Here is a 16,703-nt window from a genome sequence, read left to right on the forward strand (position 1 = left end):
ACTGCGGTCGGCAGGGTCGACGATCGAAGGCCGTGGGAGCGGGAGGTCGAGTCCCTCAGCATTGCGTCAACAATTAGAGTATGACCGTAATTCTAAGAAGTCGCAAGGTGGCTACGCGCTTGGGAGTGTGTAGACCTGAGCCGCCCGTCAGTTCTGCCGGCACACCTACAGGTGGGCGCGACGAGCGGCCTTGACCAGTAGGTCCGGGCGCCGACCTCAGTCTGTCGGTGTCGGCAGGGCGCAGGCGTCGGCGATCGCTCGCGTATCCCAGTAGAACGGACGGACCTCGGTGATCCGCCCGCCCTTGACCGTGATCGCTTGCAGAATGGGGAAGGTGAGTTCACGGCCGGTCGCGCGGGCGCGAGCACGGACCTGTGTGAGCACGACGGCAGTCTCACCGTGGGCAAGAAACTCCCGCTGCACCATGTCGAACGACTCCCACACCTCCCCCATCATGAGGAAGAACCTCGCCATGCCGTCGTGCCCGCGCCAAGTGCCGCCGTAGGGAAGAGCGTCCGCTTGATGCAGTTCGACATCCGGCGCGAAGAAGGGGGCGAGCAGCTCGAACGAAGCCTCGCCAGGGCCTCCCGCCGCCAGGTACTCCGCCTCAGCCGCGTACATGGCGGTGAGAACTGCTGCCGACTCGGTGGTGGATGAGATCGTCATGACACCAGCATGAGCACCACAGCAGGACCTTCCTGGCGGCAATCAGACATCGTCGTGCCGCGCGGTCGGCAGAGGCCTGATCTCCCGGCCGGCCGGGGCACGGAATCCGACCGGCGGAAGTCCTCACCTGTCGACGGCTACGGCACCGAGGCTCACCGCCCCGGCAGGCCCTCTCAGGCGGCGAGGAAGTCGGCCACCTGCTTGGTGAAGGCCTTGGCGTACTGGAACAGGAACGCGTGGCCGGCGCCGGTGTAGAGCACGAGTGTCGCGTCCGCGAGGTGCTGGACCGCGACATACGAGTTGTGCGCGGGGATCATCACGTCGTCGAGACCGTTGGCATAGAGAACCGGCTGCTTGATGGCCTCCAGTTCCGCGACCACCTGGTCGAAGGGGGCCGCCAGGAGGGTCGCCGCCGCGGTGAGCATGCCCAGGGCCGCCGCCTCGGAGACGGCGGGACCGCCACCTGCGAGCCGCGTCGAGACGTGAGCGAAGTGTTCGTGCCCAGCGGCACGGGCCCTGTCCGTCTCGGGATAGAACAGGTACAGCATGTCCTCCAGGTCGGCATCGGGCTTGGCCATGATGCCGAGAACCTTCTCGCTGAAGGCCGGGGCGTCAGGCACCCAGCCGGCCGGGCCGCTGCCCGCCACGACGAGCTTGCGCACCAGATCGGGGCGCCGTACGGCCACACGCTGGGCGACGATGCCGCCCAGGGACCAGCCGAGCAGGTCGGCCTGCGTGAGGCCGAGTGCGTCGATGAACTCGATGGCACCCTCGGCGAATCCGTCGAGGGAGTCGCGCGGCTCGCCGTCGGTGTAGCCGACTCCGACGTTGTCGAACAGGATCACGTCATGGTCGGCGGCCAGGTAGTCCAGGAACTCCGGGTCCCACCAGTCGATGGTGCCGCGGAAGCGGTTCAGCAGGACCAGAGGGACACCGCCCCGCGGACCCGTCCGCCGGTAGGTGAACCGTGCGGAGGGACCCTCGACGGTGAGGTCCTCGACCTTGTCTGCCAGATACGTACTCATGGTGGCCTTCTTCTTGTTGGCGGGTTGGTGCGACATCTCACGAGTCCGCTCCACGCCGACGCGTTCACGTCATCCGATTTTTAACTTACGTTCATAATACTATGCGGTAGAGGCGTCAGAAAGGCGAGCGAAGGAGCGTGGCGTGCGATACGGGAACGAGCACAAGCGGACGACCAGGCAGCGGATCATCGAAACGGCCGGCCGCCGGTTCAAGCAGGACGGCATCGACGCGTCGGGCGTCTCGACGCTCATGAAGGACGCGGGGCTGACCAACGGCGCCTTCTACACGCACTTCACATCGAAGGACGACCTCGTGGCCACCACGGTCGCCGACCAGCTACAGGCGCAGAGCGCGAGCATCGTCACGCAGGCGGCACCCGGTCACGCCGGGCTCGAACAGATAGTGCGCTGGTACCTGTCCGCCCGGCATCGCGACAGCCCCGGCGACGGCTGCCCCTCCGCAGCCCTGCTCGACGAGATCGCGCGCTGCACGGACCAGACCAAACAGGCTTACACCGACGGCGTACTGCTGGTCATCGACGGCATCGCCGCCCGCATGGCACCCGGCGACCCGCTCACGGTCCGCACCAGAACGCTCAGCGCCTACGCCATGATGGCCGGGACGCTGCAGCTCTCCCGAGCCCTCGCCGACCGGCAGCTCTCCGATGACCTCCTCGAACAGGGCATCCGCAACGCCCTCACATTGCTGGGCGTCGAACAAGAGCACGTCGGCACCACGGACTGACACATCCGGCCGCACCCCACCAGTTGCCATCCATGGACTGACCCTTTAGCATTATGAACGTAATTCAATGCTTCTCGCCCTCGCCCCACGGGTGTCCGGCATCAAGCAGTCACGAATCACCGCCCACCACGCGAAAGCTCGCGACAGGCGACACCCCCCTACCCGCAGGGGAGGAGATACGGAGACGACAATGAGGGCCTTCACGGTAGAGCGCTACGGCGACAAGGCCGGCGTGCGTGCCGGCGAGGTGCCGGATCCGGAGGTGGGCGCGGACGACGTGCTGGTCCTGATCCGGGCCGCGAGCATCAACCCGCTCGACCGCATGATCCGGGACGGCGAGATGAAGACGATCCTGCCGTACCAACTTCCGTTCGTCCTCGGCAACGACCTTGCCGGTGTAGTGGTCGAAGTGGGCGCGGGCGTCACCCGGTACGCAGTCGGCGACGAGGTCTTCGCACGCCCCGACAAGGACCGGATCGGCACCTTCGCCGAACTCATCGCCGTGCACCAGGACGACGTGGCGCCCAAGCCGGCCACGCTGACCATGGAAGAAGCCGCGTCCCTCCCGCTGGTCGCCCTGACCTCGTGGCAGGCGCTGGTCGAGCGGGCGGACGTTCAGCCGGGGCAGAGAGTCCTGATCCACGCGGGTTCCGGTGGCCTGGGCACCATCGCCATCCAGTTGGCGAAGCAGTTGGGCGCACACGTGGCGACCACTACGAGCACGGCCAACGTCGACCTGGTGAAGAGTCTCGGCGCGGATGTCGTCGTCGACTACAAGAAGCAGGCGTTCGAGACGGTGCTGCACGACTATGACCTGGTCCTGGACTCGCTCGGCGGCGAGACGCTCGAGAAGTCCCTGGACGTCCTCAAGCCCGGCGGGAAGGTCATCAGTGTCGCGGGCCCTCCCGACGCCGCCCTCGCCAGGGAACTGGGGGCGAACCCGATCATCCGGCTGGCGATGTCCGCACTGAGTTACCGCACGCGGCGACGCGCCCGGCAGCGCAACGTTTCGTACTCGTTCCTCTTCATGAAGGCCAGCGGCGCCCAACTGCGCGAGCTGACCCCCCTCATCGAGTCCGGCAGGATCCAGCCCGTCGTCGACACCGTGTTCCCGTTCGAGTCGACCCACGAAGCACTCGCGTACGCCGAAGCGGGGCGCGCGAAGGCCGGCAAGGTCGTCGTCAGGATGACGTGACGGAACACTCCCCCGCTCATCAATCACGCCTCCACAAGCACGGACGACAGCGTCCGCCGCCACGAGAAGCGCCGTCGAACCCGCTCCGGAAGGCCCCTGGACATGACCACACCACGGAATTCCCCGTCCCCCTCGACGTCGTCCTACACGAACGCGCCGACGCGTTCCGTGTCCGTTCGCGGCGCGGACTTCGTCTACCGGGAGCTCGGGCCGGAGGAGGGTGTGCCACTGGTCCTCCTGATCCACCTGGCCGGGGTCCTGGACGACTGGGACCCGCGCGTCGTTGACGGACTCGCCGCGCAGCGTCGCGTCATCACCTTCGGCAACCGCGGTGTGGGCGGTTCGAGCGGCTCCACGCCGGCCACCGTCGAGGAGATGGCGCACGACGCTGTGCTGTTCATCCGAGCCCTCGGGTTCGACCAGGTCGATGTGTTCGGCCTGTCGATGGGCGGCTTCATCGCCCAGGTCGTCGCGGAAAGGGAACCGCACCTCGTCCGCAAGGTCATCCTCGCCGGCACGGGGCCCGCCGGGGGCCCCGGCATCGACAAGGTCCCGGCACTCACCGTCCAGGCCACACTCAAGGGCGCCCTGACCCGCAAGGACCCCAAACTCTCCCTCTTCTTCACCGAGACCGCAGGCGGCAAGCAGGCTGGACGAGCCGTCCTGGAACGGCTGAAGGAGCGCACGCGGAACCGCGACAAATCCGTCTCACCGACGTCGATCCGCGCCCAGTTGAAGGCCGTCAAACGCTGGGGCCGCCAGGCGCCGTCGGACCTGTCGAAGATTCACCAACCGGTCCTCGTGGCACACGGTGCGGACGACCGGATGGTGCCCAGCCGGAACACACTCGACCTGGCGGCACGCCTCCCCCGGGGCGAGCTCGTCCCTCTTTTCCCGGATGCCGGACACGGAGCTGTCTTCCAGTACCGCGATGAGTTCGTGGCACGCGCGCTCGACTTCCTCGCCTCTTGAGCCGATGAACGGCGGCCGGTCGGGGACTATTTTCCGTACGGATCCCTGCCGGTCCGGGCCAGCAGCCGCTCGGAGGCCGACGCGCCCTCCGCCTCCGGCACGGGCTCTCCGAACACCCCCATCTTCCTGGCCGTCGGCGCCAGTTCATCCACCGCGCCGGACAGTTCCGCCACGACCGCCTCGTCGGCGCCCGGGTAGTCCTGGCCCGTCGCCCGCGCCAGATCCCACACATGCACGGTCAGATCGAGCAGCGCCATCGAGCCGACCAGTCGCGCGGGCATGTTCATCGGGATGCGATTCCTCCCCGGGCTGAAGCCCCGGGGTTCCTCGCAAGATCAGGCTGAAAATCGCAGGTACCCCCTTGAGAATGACGAGAAGGGACTGACGCACCCGCCAACTGGCCCGCCCACCAAGCTCGACGGTGCGCGCCACAACCTAGAGGGCCACTCACCCCAACGGTCCTGTCACATGTCAGAGGCCCCCAGCAACGCGGCCGATACGGTGACCGCGCACCTTCACTTGTCGGATCGTGTGCTGGCAGGATCGCTTCGTGGGTCTTTCCGAGGGCATGGCCGGCTGGACCGACTGGGACGGCGCTGCCTTCACGGTGGGCCGTTCACTGGGGGTCTTCGGCAGGTCCGAAACGTTCATACAGGTCAAGTGGGTGTTCTGGACGGACGATCCGGTCGGGAACGCTCTGCATGAGGTGCTTTTGCAGTTGGTTGCAGCAGGAGTACCGGAACGCCGGGAAGAACCGGACGAGCAGTTCCGATGGATCGGCCCGTGATGGCCGAGAGCCGAACTCCCTGCGTGGCGGGGTGGTCGCGTGTGCGGCCGAGGCCCGGCGCCCCGGGCCCGCCAAGCCGCAGAACACCGTGCTGCGGGTCAGAACATCGTGTTGTCGTTGGCTGACGCCTCCGGCACGTCCTGAAGCACATCCCAGTGCTCGACGACCTTCCCATCCAGCACCCGGAACAGATCGACTATGACCACGCCCCGCTCCCCCGGACGGTTCACGCCGTGACCGTGGACGGCGACGATGTCACCCTCGGCAATGATCCGTTTCGGCGGCGAGATGACCAACTGGGGGAACATGGCGAAGTAGCCACCCAGCCCGGCCTTGACCCCGTCCAGCCCGCCGGGGAAGTTCGGGTTGTGCTGGTGGAGCTCGGGCCCGTACAGCTCGTCGACCGCCGCGAGGTCCTTCCGCACCAGCAGCCGGTCGTAGACCTTGGCCACCAGCTTTTCGTGGTGCAGCGTCAGCCACGCGGGGCCCGGCTCGTTCGTCTGCGGCCGACTGACCGTGGAGAACATGTCGTTGCCGTGGGCCGTGGACTCGGGCACCTCCTGTGCCACAGTCCAGTGCTCGGCGATCCGCTCGCCCTGGAAGCGGAGGATGTCGGCCACGGCGGCGCCCCGCGTGCCCGGCGTCAGCACGAGGTGAGAGTGCACGAGCACCAGATCGTTCTGCGCGAGGACCCGCTTCACTCCGTACTCGGCGCCGGGGAACTGCTCGTGGATGGCGCCCCCTAGCTCCTTCAGGGCCTCGGCCCCGTCAGGCACGAACGGGTTGTGCTGGATGAGATCCGACCGCACGTGGCGGTCCACGACCTGCGTGTCGCCCTCCTCGAACAACCCCTTCAGGACAGCCACAGCGACGGCCTTGTGATGATCCGGGCGCACGGCGTCCCCCGCTGGGACCCGCTTCCTGGATATGTGCACCTGGGCAGCGACGGTGGCGGGCGGCGTGAGTCCGACGGCCGCGAGGACGTCGACGAAGGCGGGGCCTGCGGGGGCGGTGGGGGTCACGACGCTCCTGCCAGAGACACGGGAGAACGAACCCGCCTGAAGCCTGAAGCGGGCACTCGCGAAAGAAGAGCAGTAACTTTCCGACAGCGTCAAGGCCGCCCTTGAGGTTGATGGCTGAGGGCCATCGCCCGCGAGACGGGCAGGGGCCCGCGAACGCTGGTTCGACTTTGACGCCGGCCTCGGCCTCCTCGACACGGTCCGCCCGACCTTCCCGACTCTCCTCCCGGCCGCCCTCGTCCTCGCCCTGTGTCGCCCACCAGGCAGAGGTATCAGGCGCCGCGTTCGGCCGGCGTCGCGGCCTCGGCCGTGTCCGTATCCCGCCCGCGCACCCTGGTGGATGGCGTGTCACCTCGATGGACGATGACGACCGCTGCGAGGCCGACGGCCAGGCCGAGGGCGGTCTGCGGGCCGAATGTCTCACCGAACATGAGGGCTCCCCAGACCGCGGTGACCGGGGCCATGAGGAACATGAGCGTGTTGACCTTGGTGACTCCGGAGCGCCTGAGAATGAGCCAGTACAGCCCGTATCCGCCGAAGGTCGACAAGGCCACGAGCCAGATGATCGCGGCCCAGAACGAGAGTTCAGCGGGCGGCTTCGCGGCTCCGATGCTCGCGGCGAGTGCCGTGAAGATGACGGCGCTGGTGGCGCAGTGGACGGTCAGCGACACGGCGGGCGCGACCTGGGTGCGGGAGCGGCTTTCGAGGAACGTGGCCGCCACCAGCGAGAACATGCCGAGGAAGGGGATGAGATAGGCCCACCAAGCCGCACCGGTGCCGGCCGCGGCATCGGCCAGGGTGACGATGGCGACGCCGCTCACCCCCAGGCACAGGCCGAGCCACTGCTTGCGGGAGACGTATTGGCGCAACAACGGTCCGGCAAGTGCTCCGGCGACGAGGGGTTGCACCCCGTCGATCAGGGCTGTGGTGCCGCTGGAGACCCCGAGTTGGATCGCGTAGTAGACCGTGAGCAGATAGCCGCTCTGCGACAGCGTGCCGATCACTGCCTGCCGGGCCACGTCCCGCACCGAGAGGTCCCGCCACGACGTTGTGGAGACGGTGGCGACGGCGATCAGGAGGACGGCCAAGGGCAGGAACCGCCACATCAGGATCGTGATCGCGGACGCGCTGCCCGCGCCGAGCTTGGCTCCGATGAACCCGGAACTCCAGCAGATCACGAAGGCGATCGAGAGCAGGAAGTTCACGCTCCTCACCCTCCCACTAGACAGATCGGTATACCCTCCAATCCACTATACAGATCGGTATAGTGTTGAGGGATGGGCACTACTGAGGGGCCGCGACGGGTCACGATGACGCCTGCCGCACGGCGCGTCCTGGAGGCCGCCGCGAGGCTGTTCTACGAGCGCGGCATCCATGCCGTCGGGGTGGACCTGATCGCGGCCGAGGCCGGGGTGACGAAGAAGACCCTCTACGACCGGTTCGGTTCCAAGGAGCAGATCGTCGTGGAGTACCTCGCGGATCGTGACGAACGCTGGCGGGTCTTGCTCGCCCAGTACCTCGACGCCGCACAGCCGGCGTCGGCAGCGCGCGTCCTGGCCGTCTTCGATGCCTCACGCGCGTGGTCGGAGCTGAACAGCCCCAAGGGGTGCAGCATGGTCAACGCCCACGCCGAGATCAGCGATCCGGCCCACCCGGCGTACGCGATCATCACCGGGCAGAAGCAGTGGATGCTCGCCCTGTTCACCGATCTCGCCGGGGACATCAGTCCGGACGGGGCCGACCATCTGGGCCGGACGCTCATGCTGCTTCACGAAGGAGCACTCGTCGCCCACGGCCTGCACATCCTCGCGGACCCCATCAGCCATGCCCGCGAACAGGCGCGAGCTCTCCTCGCCACCACAGCGGGGCCGGGTTTCTTCGGCACGTGAACGACGCGGTCAACGCGGCTGAAAGGCTTGGCACTTGAGGGCCGGCCAGGGCGAGCCGTTGCGGCCGGTTCCACATGCTCAAGAGCGCTCAGGAAGTGAGTGTGGTGACCACTCGGCCGATCATGTCCTCGTCCGTGGTCAACGGGGTCGGGGTGTAGGACAGGACGAAGCGGAGCCGGAGGTCGAGGGTGGAGAACATGCGGGTGCGGTAGCCGTACATCTCGCCGGTCTTTCCCCAGAACGCCACGCCGTTCACCGTGGCCGTCTGCAGGCCCATGCTGTAGCGGGCGGGGCTGCCGTCCTTCCACATGACGACGTCGGCCGGGGGCAGGGTGCAGAGCTTGTCCAGCGCCCGGGGCGTCAGCAAGTCGCCGGAGAACAAGGCATGTTGGAAAGCGAAGAGGTCGTCGACGGTAGAGACCAGTTCGCCCTCTCCCCAGGTGCTTGACGGGTTGTAGACGGTGACGTCGCGCAAGGAGCCGTCGGTCATCCGCAGATAGCCGTACACCTGCGGACCGTGCAGCCGGGGGTCGTCGCCCGGCGTGAGCGTGCGCGTGAGGCCGAGGGGTCGCAGGACACGGGAGCCGATCACCTCGCCGTAGCGCTGCCCGGTCAGCTTCTCGACGAGGAGGGCGAGGAGTACGTAGTTGATGCCCCGGTACTCCTGCTTGGTGCCCGGACGGAACTTCAGCGGGCCATGCGTCACGGTCCGCACCCACTCGTACGGCGTCCAGCGGTCGAACCGGTGCCGAAGGACTGCCTCCGGCGTGCTCGTGTCGGGGATGCCCTGATGGTCGGGGATTCCGCTGGTGTGATTGAGGAGTTGGGTGACGGTGATGCGAGCGAAGTCGGGCGGGAGCAGCCCTGGAAGGTAGCGCCCGATCGGTGCGTCCAGCTCCACGCGGCCCTCTGTCCACAACTGGAGCACCACCGTGGCCACGAAGACCTTGGTGACGCTGCCCGCGCGGAACTTGTCGTCCGGGCGTGCCTCACGTCCGGTGGTGAGGTCGGCCAGGCCCGTGGTTCCGTACCAGTGGTCCGTGCCGTGGGCCGCACGTAGTTGGGCGGACGTGGCCGGCGGGTGGGAGAGGTCGGAGATCGCCGCGTGTAAGGCGCCGGTGTCCAGCTCCCCGGGCCCGGCGGAGTCCGCCTCCGCCCGGGAAGCCGCGCTTCCGGCCGCGACCAGCACGGCACCGGCCACAGCACCACGGGCCAGGGAACGTCGGGAGATCGACTGGGAGTCCATACAGCTCATGCTTCCGACGGCTCCACGCCCCGGGCATCCGGGATGTCCCCCAGGTATCCCTGACCCCGCGCCGCCACCGTCGGCGCGTGACGACACGGGTGCTGATCTGCGACGGTGGCCTACGCGGTCAGGGAGTGGGAGTCCGTCGTACGAGACGCGCGGCCAGGGTGGCCGCGAATTCCTCGGCGCGGGCCAGCTGGGTGCGCAGATCGGCGACCCGCAGCTGGGTGGCCTGCTCGAAGCCGTGGATCCGCTCCAGGAGTTCCTCGCGCTCCCCGGGCGGCGGTTCCTCGGCGGAGTCGAGGCGGTCGGTGGCGTCGAGCAGGGCGCGCATCTCGTCGAGGGTGAAGCCGAGCGGCTTCATACGGCGGATGACCATCAGGCGGGCCACGTCGGACTCGGTGTAGAGGCGGAAGCCGCCCTGCGAGCGCGCGGAGGGGATGACGAGGCCGGTGTCCTCGTAGTGCCGGATGGTGCGCAGCGACAGCTCGGTCCGGGCGGCGACCTCGCCGATCTGCATGTGCTCGCTGCTCACGCGGGGGCCTTCCTCGTCTCTCACCGCGGCCGCGGGCGGCCGCACCGATCTCTACCCTAACGTTAGAGTAGGGTTGCCGGGCGTCGGGTCGCTTCCTGCCGTGTCGGGGCCGACGAACCCTCGGCGAAGACCGTGGTTCGCAGGCAGCGCCGGTGCCCTCGCGGGTCGTTCGGCTGTTGCCCGACTTCGGTCCGCACGCTCGCGGACTTCATGGAGGACCGCCCCGGTGCTCCACGCCCTTCCGCGTGCCCGCTGTGATGCCGGGTGTGCCCGAGCACGACAGGTTCCTCTCCTCTTGTCTTCCTCCGTACTGTCCCCGGCGCCCGACCTGGATGACCGACCCGAAGGTGCTGCGCACCGAGGTGCTGGCCGGTCTCGTGGTCGCCCTGGCGCTGATCCCGGAGGCGATCTCGTTCTCGATCATCGCCGGCGTCGACCCGGCCGGCCCATATCTGGGACTCCTCCTCCGTCTCGGCCCTCGACGCCATCGAGACCAAGTACGCCCAGCGGCGGCAAGTCCGTCGAGATCATCGGCCTGAACGAACCCAGCGCCCGGATCCACCGCAGACTCAGCGGCGAACTCGCCGACCACTGACCGGCGTAGACACACGAGGGCCGCGGCTCTGCAGTGCATGACGGCGCCCGGCGATCCGACTCCAGGAGCAAGTCGGGTTCGCCGGGCGCCCGTTCAGTGGTCCGCTCCGTCCCGGAGAGGGGCCGCCGCCCTGATCCGGGTCACGGCGTCGGTCATGCGGAACCCTCCAGGGCGGCACGCCAGACAGGGCTGTCGACGTAGTGGTTGTCGAAGCGCTCCGAGGACTCGGCGATCTCCTTCGGGTCGGCCTCGCCGCGCATCACCCGGCTGAGCAGGCGCAGGTAGTCGAACCTGCCCATCCCGGGGGTGAAGACGAACAGAACGTCAGCTTCACAGCCCGGGGCGGCTGCGAAGGCGTGCGGGGTGTGGGGCGGCACCGCGAGGAAGTCGCCTGCGTTCAGGACGGTGATGTCCTCGCCGACCAGCACCCGCAGAGACCCGCTGATCACGAAGAACAGTTCCGTCGCCCTGGTGTGGAAGTGGGCCGGCGCCCCTGCCGCGCCCTTCGCGAAGGTGGAGCGGTAGCTCGTGAAGCCGCCTGCGGTGCCGTCCGAATCGGCCAGCAGGGTCATCACACTGCTCGGGTCGGAGCAGGTCTCGGCGTCTGCGTGGCGGGTCAGCGTCACCGCAGAGGGAGTGTCGGTCGCGGAGATGGCGGGTGTCTTCTCGGTCATGATGACGCTCCTGGGGTCTTGAAGTGGTCTTCGTGTGGGTGTGAGAGGTCCGTGCCGGGCGTTTCAGGCGCCCAGCGTGATCAGGGCCGCGATCGCCGGGCCGAAGGCGCCGCCCAGCTGGTAGCAGAGGTTGAACAGCCCGATCGCCATGGGTCGTTGGGCCGTCGGCGCGGCCTGGATGGCGTACACCGCGAGGGTCGCCTGGCCCGCGCTCGTCGCGAAGACGGCCAGCGTCGCGACGACCAGGAGCAGCGGTGCCCACGGGGTCAGTACGGCCGTGAGCGGGGCCAGCGCTCCGACCGTGAGCAGGATCGTCAGCACCCGTGGGCGGCTCATCCGGGCGGAGGCCGCGGCCAGGACGATGGAGAGCGCCGAGCCCGCGAGGAGGGCGGTCATCTGGCCGGTGCCGATGGTGGAGGTCGACCAGCCGGTACGGTCGCCGAGCAGCTGCGGGATGGTGAAGAGCAGCGTGAAGTACGAGGTCGCGAGGGTGCAGGCGAGCAGCGCGGAGAGGACGAACGTCCGGCTGCGCAGCACGGCTGCCGGGACGAAGCCCGCGGGGCGGGACCGGATGTGCAGGGCCAGCAGCGTGGCCATCACCAGCGAGGCGGCTACCGCCGGGAACGGGTAGCGCGGGACGAGCACCAGGGCCGTCGCCATCAGGACCAGAAGGGCGGCACCCCGGCCGTCGAAGGGGGTGCTCGGTCCCGGTGGGCTCGGTGCGGCCTGGCGCATGATCGCCGGCAGGGCGAGGAGCGCGACCGCCCCGACCGCGAGGGACACCCGCCAGGAGGTGATGCCCGCGATCGCCGAGCCGAGCAGCGGCCCGGCCGCCCCCAGCACCCCGAAACCCGCCGTGATCACGCCCATCCGGCGGACCGAGCCCGCCAGGCTCATCGCCGCGGTGACCAGGCCCGCGCCTCCCACCGCCTGGGCCGCCCGGCCCGCCATCGCCAGCGGCAGCCAGGGCGCCACGGCCACGATCGCGGTGCCGGCCACCATCAGGGCCGCGCTCAGCCGGAGCACGCTGTGCAGCCCGCGGCGGCGCAGTAAGCCCGCCATCACCGGGGTGCCGACGGCCAGGGCCCAGGCGAACACCGTGACGAGCCAGGTCGCCGAGGCCGTGTGGATGCCGAGCGAGTCGGCCATGTCGGGGAGGATCAGCACCGGGGCGTTGGCGCTCGCGGCGAGCGGGGTGGCCAGCAACGCCAGCCATCCGGCAGGGACTTGCCGCAGCGCCTGCGGGACAGCGGCGGGGCGCGGGGTCTGCGCGGCGGGGCGAAGGGCGAGCTCGGACATCGGGGGTGCTCCTGTCGTTCAACCTTGATAATCTCAACGTTGAGATAAAAGCAGCCCGACTCTTTCAACGTCAAGTCTCTTAACGTTGAAAGAGTTTTCCTGGGGAGGAACAGCGGAGATGAGTGATGCCGTGGACGCGATCATCGGCCAGTGGGCCAAGGAGCGCCCCGATGTGGTGGAGGACCTCTGGCCGGTGGAGCTCTTCGCGCGGATCCAGCGGCTGGCCCGGGTCATCGACAAGACCGCCAAGGCCTCGGCCGCCGCACACGGGGTGGAGCACGGCGAGTTCGACGTGCTCACCACACTGCAGCGCTCCGGACCTCCGTACGCCCTCACCGCGGGCGCCTTCCTCAAGGCGTCCATGGTGACCTCCGGCGCCATCACCAACCGCATCGACAAGATGGAGGCCAAGGGCCTGGTCGAGCGGGTGCGCGAAGGCGACGACCGGCGCACCGTCAAGATCCGCCTCACCGCGCACGGACACGAGGTCACCCGGGCCGCCTTCGCCGACCATCTGGCGAACTACGCACAACTGCTCGCCGACGTGGACCGCGACCTGGTCGACAAGACCGCCGAGTCCCTCCGACAGATGCTGGAGGCCCTCGGCGACACCGCCATCAAGTGACGGCCGACTTCCCCTGGCCCGGCCAGGCTGCTCGGCCCACACGGGCCTGTGCGCGTGCGACAGAGGTGATCATCAGGCAGAGGATGCGCCGGACGTGCAACCCTCCGAGATCGGCAGGAGTCTAGCGACCGAAGGACTGTTCTCCTGGCAGACTCCGTCCGTCCACCTGCGCTCCAACAGAGGATCCATCCATGCCAATAGCGCCGCACAACCGTCGCGCCTCCCGTTCCGCTGTCGCCGTCCTCGGCGCTGCGGGCCTGCTCGCGCTGGGCGCGGCTCCCGCTGCCTACGGCGATGAACCCGCACCCGAATTGGTCGTTGGGGGCATCAAGGCGCTCGACGGGCTGAAGCCGGGAGACAGCTTCGACCTGCCGGTCACCGTGGCGAACAAGAGCACCGTGGCGGCGGAGAAGGTGTGGGTCTCCTACTACGTCACCCGAGGACTCGACTTCGCGGAGGTTCCCTCCAACTGCTGGGTACAGAACATCCGGCCCTACGACGAGATGCCCGAGAGATGGATGGCGGCGTGCGGGTTCGACCAGGTGGTGGAGCCGGGCGTCGTCTATACACCCGAAAAGCTGCTGCGTGTCACGACACTGGGCCGTGCGCTCAACGAGGATCTGCGCGTGCGCGTCGCGGACGTCGAACCCGGGGTCGACGACAACGGCACAACACCGGTGACGGGAACCGCACCGGCGGTGAAACTGGTCGAGGGACAGGCCGGGAGCGAGGGGACCACAGGAGTTGTCACTGTCCCCGTCACCGCGGTCAACACGGCCGACTACCAGGTGACGGGTGCCGCGCTGGAGGGAAGCGTCGGTGACACGGTGACGATGAAGGCGACGTTCACCAACGCCGGGCCCGCCTGGGTTCAGCCCAGGCAAGGGGACAAGTCCGTCCAGGTCATCATCAAGCCGCCCGCCGGAACCTCCGTCGTCAAGCGCGGCCAGTTCTGCCGCGCGGACGGCGACACGTATTTCTGCGGCATGCGGTCGCTCTATGAGGGCAGCGGGGAGACCTACACCTTCAAGCTGAAGATCGACAAGCGGGTGTCCGGCGCCAAGGGCTCGGTGGCGCTGAGCACGGAACCGCGGCCGTTCGACCCCGACAAGGACAACGACAAGGCCGACATCACGCTGGACGTCACGGGCGCGGAGTCGGCCGGCCCGACGGACAGTCCCACCCCTGGCTCCGACAGCTCGGCCGGCGGGTCGTCGTCGACCGGCGGCAACGGGACGACGCCGAACGGCGGCTACTTGGCAGAGACCGGCTCCTCGACGCTGCCGCTCACGGGCGCGGCCGCCGCGGCAGTGATCACGGGTGCGGCCACGCTCGTCATCGTGCGCCGCCGCCGTACCCAGGACGCCGGCTGACACAGGAGAATCCTTGGGCCGGAGGGGTGCTCTTCGGCCTAGGATCTCGATCATGTTCAGATCAGGGGTGGGGTTCCTCGCGTTGTTCGGGCTCGGCTGGTGGCTGCTGGGCTCGAGCGCGTTCGACGGGTTGACGCGGCTGGTTGTGATCGCGGTCGGCTGTGCCGTCACAGTGGCGCTGATGCTTGCCGCGCGCCGCTTCCTTCCCTCATCGGCAGGGGGACCGTTCCCCGTCGACCGACGTCGGCGGTTCAACCAGATCAACGGACTCCAGTGGCTGTTGATCCTCGTGATCGTCGCGGTCTGCCGTCACCTCGGCGTGCCGGTGCTCGTCCCCCCACTGGTCGCGATCGTGGTCGGGCTCCACTTCCTGCCACTGGCAGCGGTGTTCGAGCAGCCTCGACTGCGCATACCGGCCGCCTTGTTGATCGCTTCCGGCACGGCCGGCATGACCGTCTGGCTCACCGACGTCCCCGACGAAACCGTTCGCCTTGTCGTGGGCCTCACTTCTGGACTCTCCCTGTGGGGCATGGCGACATGGACAGTGGCCGGAACGGCATCCGCTGCCGAGCAAGAGGCGGGAGACAGAGGGCCTGTCGGCGCGTGACAGCCATCCAGTCCCGGTGGCAGAGCGCGTTCGCGCGAGAACGACTGCGGGGCGGACCCGTGTTCAGCTGGTCAAGGTTCCCTGGTGGAAGTACATCCGCCAGCCCGTGTCCGTCAGGCGCCACAACGAGCTACGCCAAGTCCGGCGGCCCTGGTTCTCCGCGAAGTACGTGAGGTGGACGAGGCCCGGAGCAAGCACGGCACCGGACATCTCACTGACCTCGACAGGAGACTCCGCGGACACCGAGCCTCCGCTCGTGACGCTGAGGATCGACTCCACATCCCATCGGCGCCCAGAAGCGCCGATCTCGGTGAACTCCGGGTCCAGAAGCGCCAGGACACGGTCCGGAGCAGCACGTACCTCGGGGTCGAGAAGCCGCAACTCCCCGTCGATGGCTGCCTGCACAGCCTGCTCCCTCTCATCCGTCACGCTGGGACCCTAGACGACTGCCGGTTGAACGGTGAGGGTTCCGCCGGCTGTGTCGAGGGTCGCCGGGGTGCCCAGGGGAATGGTCGGGGGATGGCTGCCGTGTCCCGCCGGGAGCCCGCCCAGGACGGGGACGCCGAGTGCGGCCAGTCGGTCGTGCAGTACGTCGCGGATGCCCCATCCGCCGAGTGTCGGGTCGTCGGCGTCGCGGTCGAAGCCGAGGAACTGGCCCAGGGCGACGCCGCGCAGCCCGTCGAGCGCCCCGGAGCGGGTGAGCTGGGTCAGTGCGCGGTCGACCTCGCCGAGCCCGGTTCCTCGCTGGTGTTCGAGGAAGAGAATCGCCCCCCGCAGGCTGGGCAGGCCGGCTCCCGCCTCTGTGCGGATCGCGCTGAGGTTGCCGCCCATCAGGATGCCCGTGGCCGTGCCGTCCACGGCGACGTCCGCGGTGGCCTCGGACGCGTCGCGATGGAGAGTGACCGGGTCGGTGGTCATCAGCGCGCGGCGCAGGGACTCGGCGGACGCGGGCCCGGTGTAGGTGTCGCGGGATTTGGCGAAGGGGCCGTGCAGGCCGGCCAGACGGCATCGTGACCACACGGCGAGGTGGAGATGGGTGATGTCGCTGAAGCCGACGACAGGCTTGGGGTCACGTCGGAGGGCATCCGTGTCGAGGTCGTCGACGATGCGGTAGGCGCCTTTGCCGCCCCGAGCGGCAATCACGGCGCGCACCCCCGGATCACGGAAGGCCGCGTTCAGGTCGAAGACGCGGTCCTCGTCGCGGCCGGCCATGTAGCCCCACTGATCGAAGACGTGCTCGCCCAGCTCGACCCGAAGGCCCCACGAGGTGAGCAGTTCGACACCCCGGGCGACTTCTTCCCGACTCGGCGGACTGGCCGGAGCGACGATCCGCACCCGATCTCCGGGCCGCACCCGCGGCGCCCTCAACACTTGCGGATTCTGGGAGTGATCCATCCGACGATTCTGCGCGGGCCGAGCCCGCAACCGGGCAACGGTTTCGCCAAGGGACG

General features: G+C 68.6%; 19 protein-coding genes and 1 pseudogene. 9 read left to right on the forward strand and 11 right to left on the reverse strand.

Going from position 1 to position 16,703, the window contains the following annotated elements; genetic code table 11:
* Window positions 1-216: 216 nt before the first annotated feature.
* Both OG381_RS04600 and OG381_RS04605 read right to left on the reverse strand, forming a co-directional pair.
* Entirely contained in the window at window positions 217-666 is a 450-nt protein-coding gene (locus OG381_RS04600; RefSeq protein ID WP_327714802.1) for a nuclear transport factor 2 family protein, read from the reverse strand.
* A 173-nt stretch (window positions 667-839) separates the two neighbouring features.
* Window positions 840-1,691: an alpha/beta fold hydrolase gene (locus OG381_RS04605; RefSeq protein WP_327714803.1), complete on the reverse strand. Its 852-nt coding sequence runs from the start codon at window positions 1,689-1,691 to the stop codon at window positions 840-842.
* Between the two features lie 142 nt (window positions 1,692-1,833).
* On the opposite strand from OG381_RS04605, the gene OG381_RS04610 reads away from it, so the two are divergent.
* The 3 genes from OG381_RS04610 (at window position 1,834) to OG381_RS04620 (ending at window position 4,603) form a co-directional block, all read left to right on the forward strand.
* A complete protein-coding gene (locus OG381_RS04610; RefSeq protein WP_327714804.1) occupies window positions 1,834-2,436 on the forward strand; it encodes a TetR/AcrR family transcriptional regulator in 603 nt (200 codons plus the stop codon).
* Window positions 2,437-2,626: 190 nt separating this feature from the next.
* The gene (locus OG381_RS04615; RefSeq protein WP_327714805.1) at window positions 2,627-3,631 is read left to right on the forward strand and encodes an NADP-dependent oxidoreductase; all 1,005 of its coding nucleotides are present in this window, start codon (window positions 2,627-2,629) and stop codon (window positions 3,629-3,631) included.
* 102 nt (window positions 3,632-3,733) lie between these two features.
* Window positions 3,734-4,603 (forward strand): alpha/beta fold hydrolase, encoded by an 870-nt coding sequence (locus OG381_RS04620; RefSeq protein WP_327714806.1) that lies wholly within the window; start codon window positions 3,734-3,736, stop codon window positions 4,601-4,603.
* Between the two features lie 26 nt (window positions 4,604-4,629).
* Here OG381_RS04620 and OG381_RS04625 read toward each other — a convergent pair whose 3' ends face one another.
* Window positions 4,630-4,890 (reverse strand): hypothetical protein, encoded by a 261-nt coding sequence (locus tag OG381_RS04625; RefSeq protein ID WP_443061870.1) that lies wholly within the window; start codon window positions 4,888-4,890, stop codon window positions 4,630-4,632.
* Between the two features lie 263 nt (window positions 4,891-5,153).
* On the opposite strand from OG381_RS04625, the gene OG381_RS04630 reads away from it, so the two are divergent.
* Window positions 5,154-5,390, forward strand: coding sequence for a hypothetical protein (locus tag OG381_RS04630; RefSeq protein ID WP_327714807.1), 237 nt, complete (start codon window positions 5,154-5,156; stop codon window positions 5,388-5,390).
* Window positions 5,391-5,488: 98 nt separating this feature from the next.
* On the opposite strand, the gene OG381_RS04635 is transcribed toward OG381_RS04630, so the two are convergent.
* Both OG381_RS04635 and OG381_RS04640 read right to left on the reverse strand, forming a co-directional pair.
* Window positions 5,489-6,412, reverse strand: a complete 924-nt coding sequence (locus OG381_RS04635; protein ID WP_327714808.1) for a nuclear transport factor 2 family protein — start codon at window positions 6,410-6,412, stop codon at window positions 5,489-5,491.
* 269 nt (window positions 6,413-6,681) lie between these two features.
* Window positions 6,682-7,614: a DMT family transporter gene (locus OG381_RS04640; RefSeq protein WP_327714809.1), complete on the reverse strand. Its 933-nt coding sequence runs from the start codon at window positions 7,612-7,614 to the stop codon at window positions 6,682-6,684.
* 72 nt (window positions 7,615-7,686) lie between these two features.
* Between OG381_RS04640 and OG381_RS04645 the strand changes: the two genes are divergently transcribed.
* Entirely contained in the window at window positions 7,687-8,298 is a 612-nt protein-coding gene (locus OG381_RS04645) for a TetR/AcrR family transcriptional regulator (protein ID WP_327714810.1), read from the forward strand.
* An 88-nt stretch (window positions 8,299-8,386) separates the two neighbouring features.
* On the opposite strand, the gene OG381_RS04650 is transcribed toward OG381_RS04645, so the two are convergent.
* Together OG381_RS04650 and OG381_RS04655 are read right to left on the reverse strand one after the other, a co-directional pair.
* Complete coding sequence (locus OG381_RS04650; RefSeq protein WP_327714811.1) at window positions 8,387-9,544, reverse strand: serine hydrolase domain-containing protein; 1,158 nt, start codon at window positions 9,542-9,544, stop codon at window positions 8,387-8,389.
* A 127-nt stretch (window positions 9,545-9,671) separates the two neighbouring features.
* A complete protein-coding gene (locus tag OG381_RS04655) occupies window positions 9,672-10,079 on the reverse strand; it encodes a MerR family transcriptional regulator (protein ID WP_327714812.1) in 408 nt (135 codons plus the stop codon).
* A 332-nt stretch (window positions 10,080-10,411) separates the two neighbouring features.
* On the opposite strand from OG381_RS04655, the pseudogene OG381_RS04660 reads away from it, so the two are divergent.
* Window positions 10,412-10,522, forward strand: a pseudogene (locus OG381_RS04660) (SulP family inorganic anion transporter); the annotation flags it as partial.
* Between the two features lie 304 nt (window positions 10,523-10,826).
* Here OG381_RS04660 and OG381_RS04665 read toward each other — a convergent pair.
* Both OG381_RS04665 and OG381_RS04670 read right to left on the reverse strand, forming a co-directional pair.
* A complete protein-coding gene (locus OG381_RS04665) occupies window positions 10,827-11,348 on the reverse strand; it encodes a cupin domain-containing protein (protein ID WP_327714813.1) in 522 nt (173 codons plus the stop codon).
* Between the two features lie 63 nt (window positions 11,349-11,411).
* Complete coding sequence (locus tag OG381_RS04670) at window positions 11,412-12,647, reverse strand: MFS transporter (RefSeq protein WP_327714814.1); 1,236 nt, start codon at window positions 12,645-12,647, stop codon at window positions 11,412-11,414.
* A gap of 118 nt (window positions 12,648-12,765) precedes the next feature.
* Between OG381_RS04670 and OG381_RS04675 the strand changes: the two genes are divergently transcribed.
* From OG381_RS04675 to OG381_RS04685, 3 genes are all read left to right on the forward strand, one after another.
* Complete coding sequence (locus OG381_RS04675) at window positions 12,766-13,272, forward strand: MarR family winged helix-turn-helix transcriptional regulator (RefSeq protein ID WP_327714815.1); 507 nt, start codon at window positions 12,766-12,768, stop codon at window positions 13,270-13,272.
* Between the two features lie 191 nt (window positions 13,273-13,463).
* Complete coding sequence (locus tag OG381_RS04680) at window positions 13,464-14,645, forward strand: hypothetical protein (protein WP_327714816.1); 1,182 nt, start codon at window positions 13,464-13,466, stop codon at window positions 14,643-14,645.
* 52 nt (window positions 14,646-14,697) lie between these two features.
* The gene (locus OG381_RS04685) at window positions 14,698-15,252 is read left to right on the forward strand and encodes a hypothetical protein (protein WP_327714817.1); all 555 of its coding nucleotides are present in this window, start codon (window positions 14,698-14,700) and stop codon (window positions 15,250-15,252) included.
* 63 nt (window positions 15,253-15,315) lie between these two features.
* Here the strand turns inward: OG381_RS04685 and OG381_RS04690 are convergent, their stop codons facing one another.
* Window positions 15,316-15,681 (reverse strand): nuclear transport factor 2 family protein, encoded by a 366-nt coding sequence (locus OG381_RS04690; RefSeq protein WP_327714818.1) that lies wholly within the window; start codon window positions 15,679-15,681, stop codon window positions 15,316-15,318.
* 9 nt (window positions 15,682-15,690) lie between these two features.
* On the reverse strand, window positions 15,691-16,647 hold the full coding sequence (locus tag OG381_RS04695; RefSeq protein ID WP_327714819.1) for a S66 peptidase family protein: 957 nt from the start codon (window positions 16,645-16,647) through the stop codon (window positions 15,691-15,693).
* Between the last annotated feature and the right edge of the window lie 56 nt (window positions 16,648-16,703).

Origin of the sequence: Streptomyces sp. NBC_00490 (assembly GCF_036013645.1) — a bacterium.
Lineage (GTDB): Bacteria > Actinomycetota > Actinomycetes > Streptomycetales > Streptomycetaceae > Streptomyces > Streptomyces canus_F.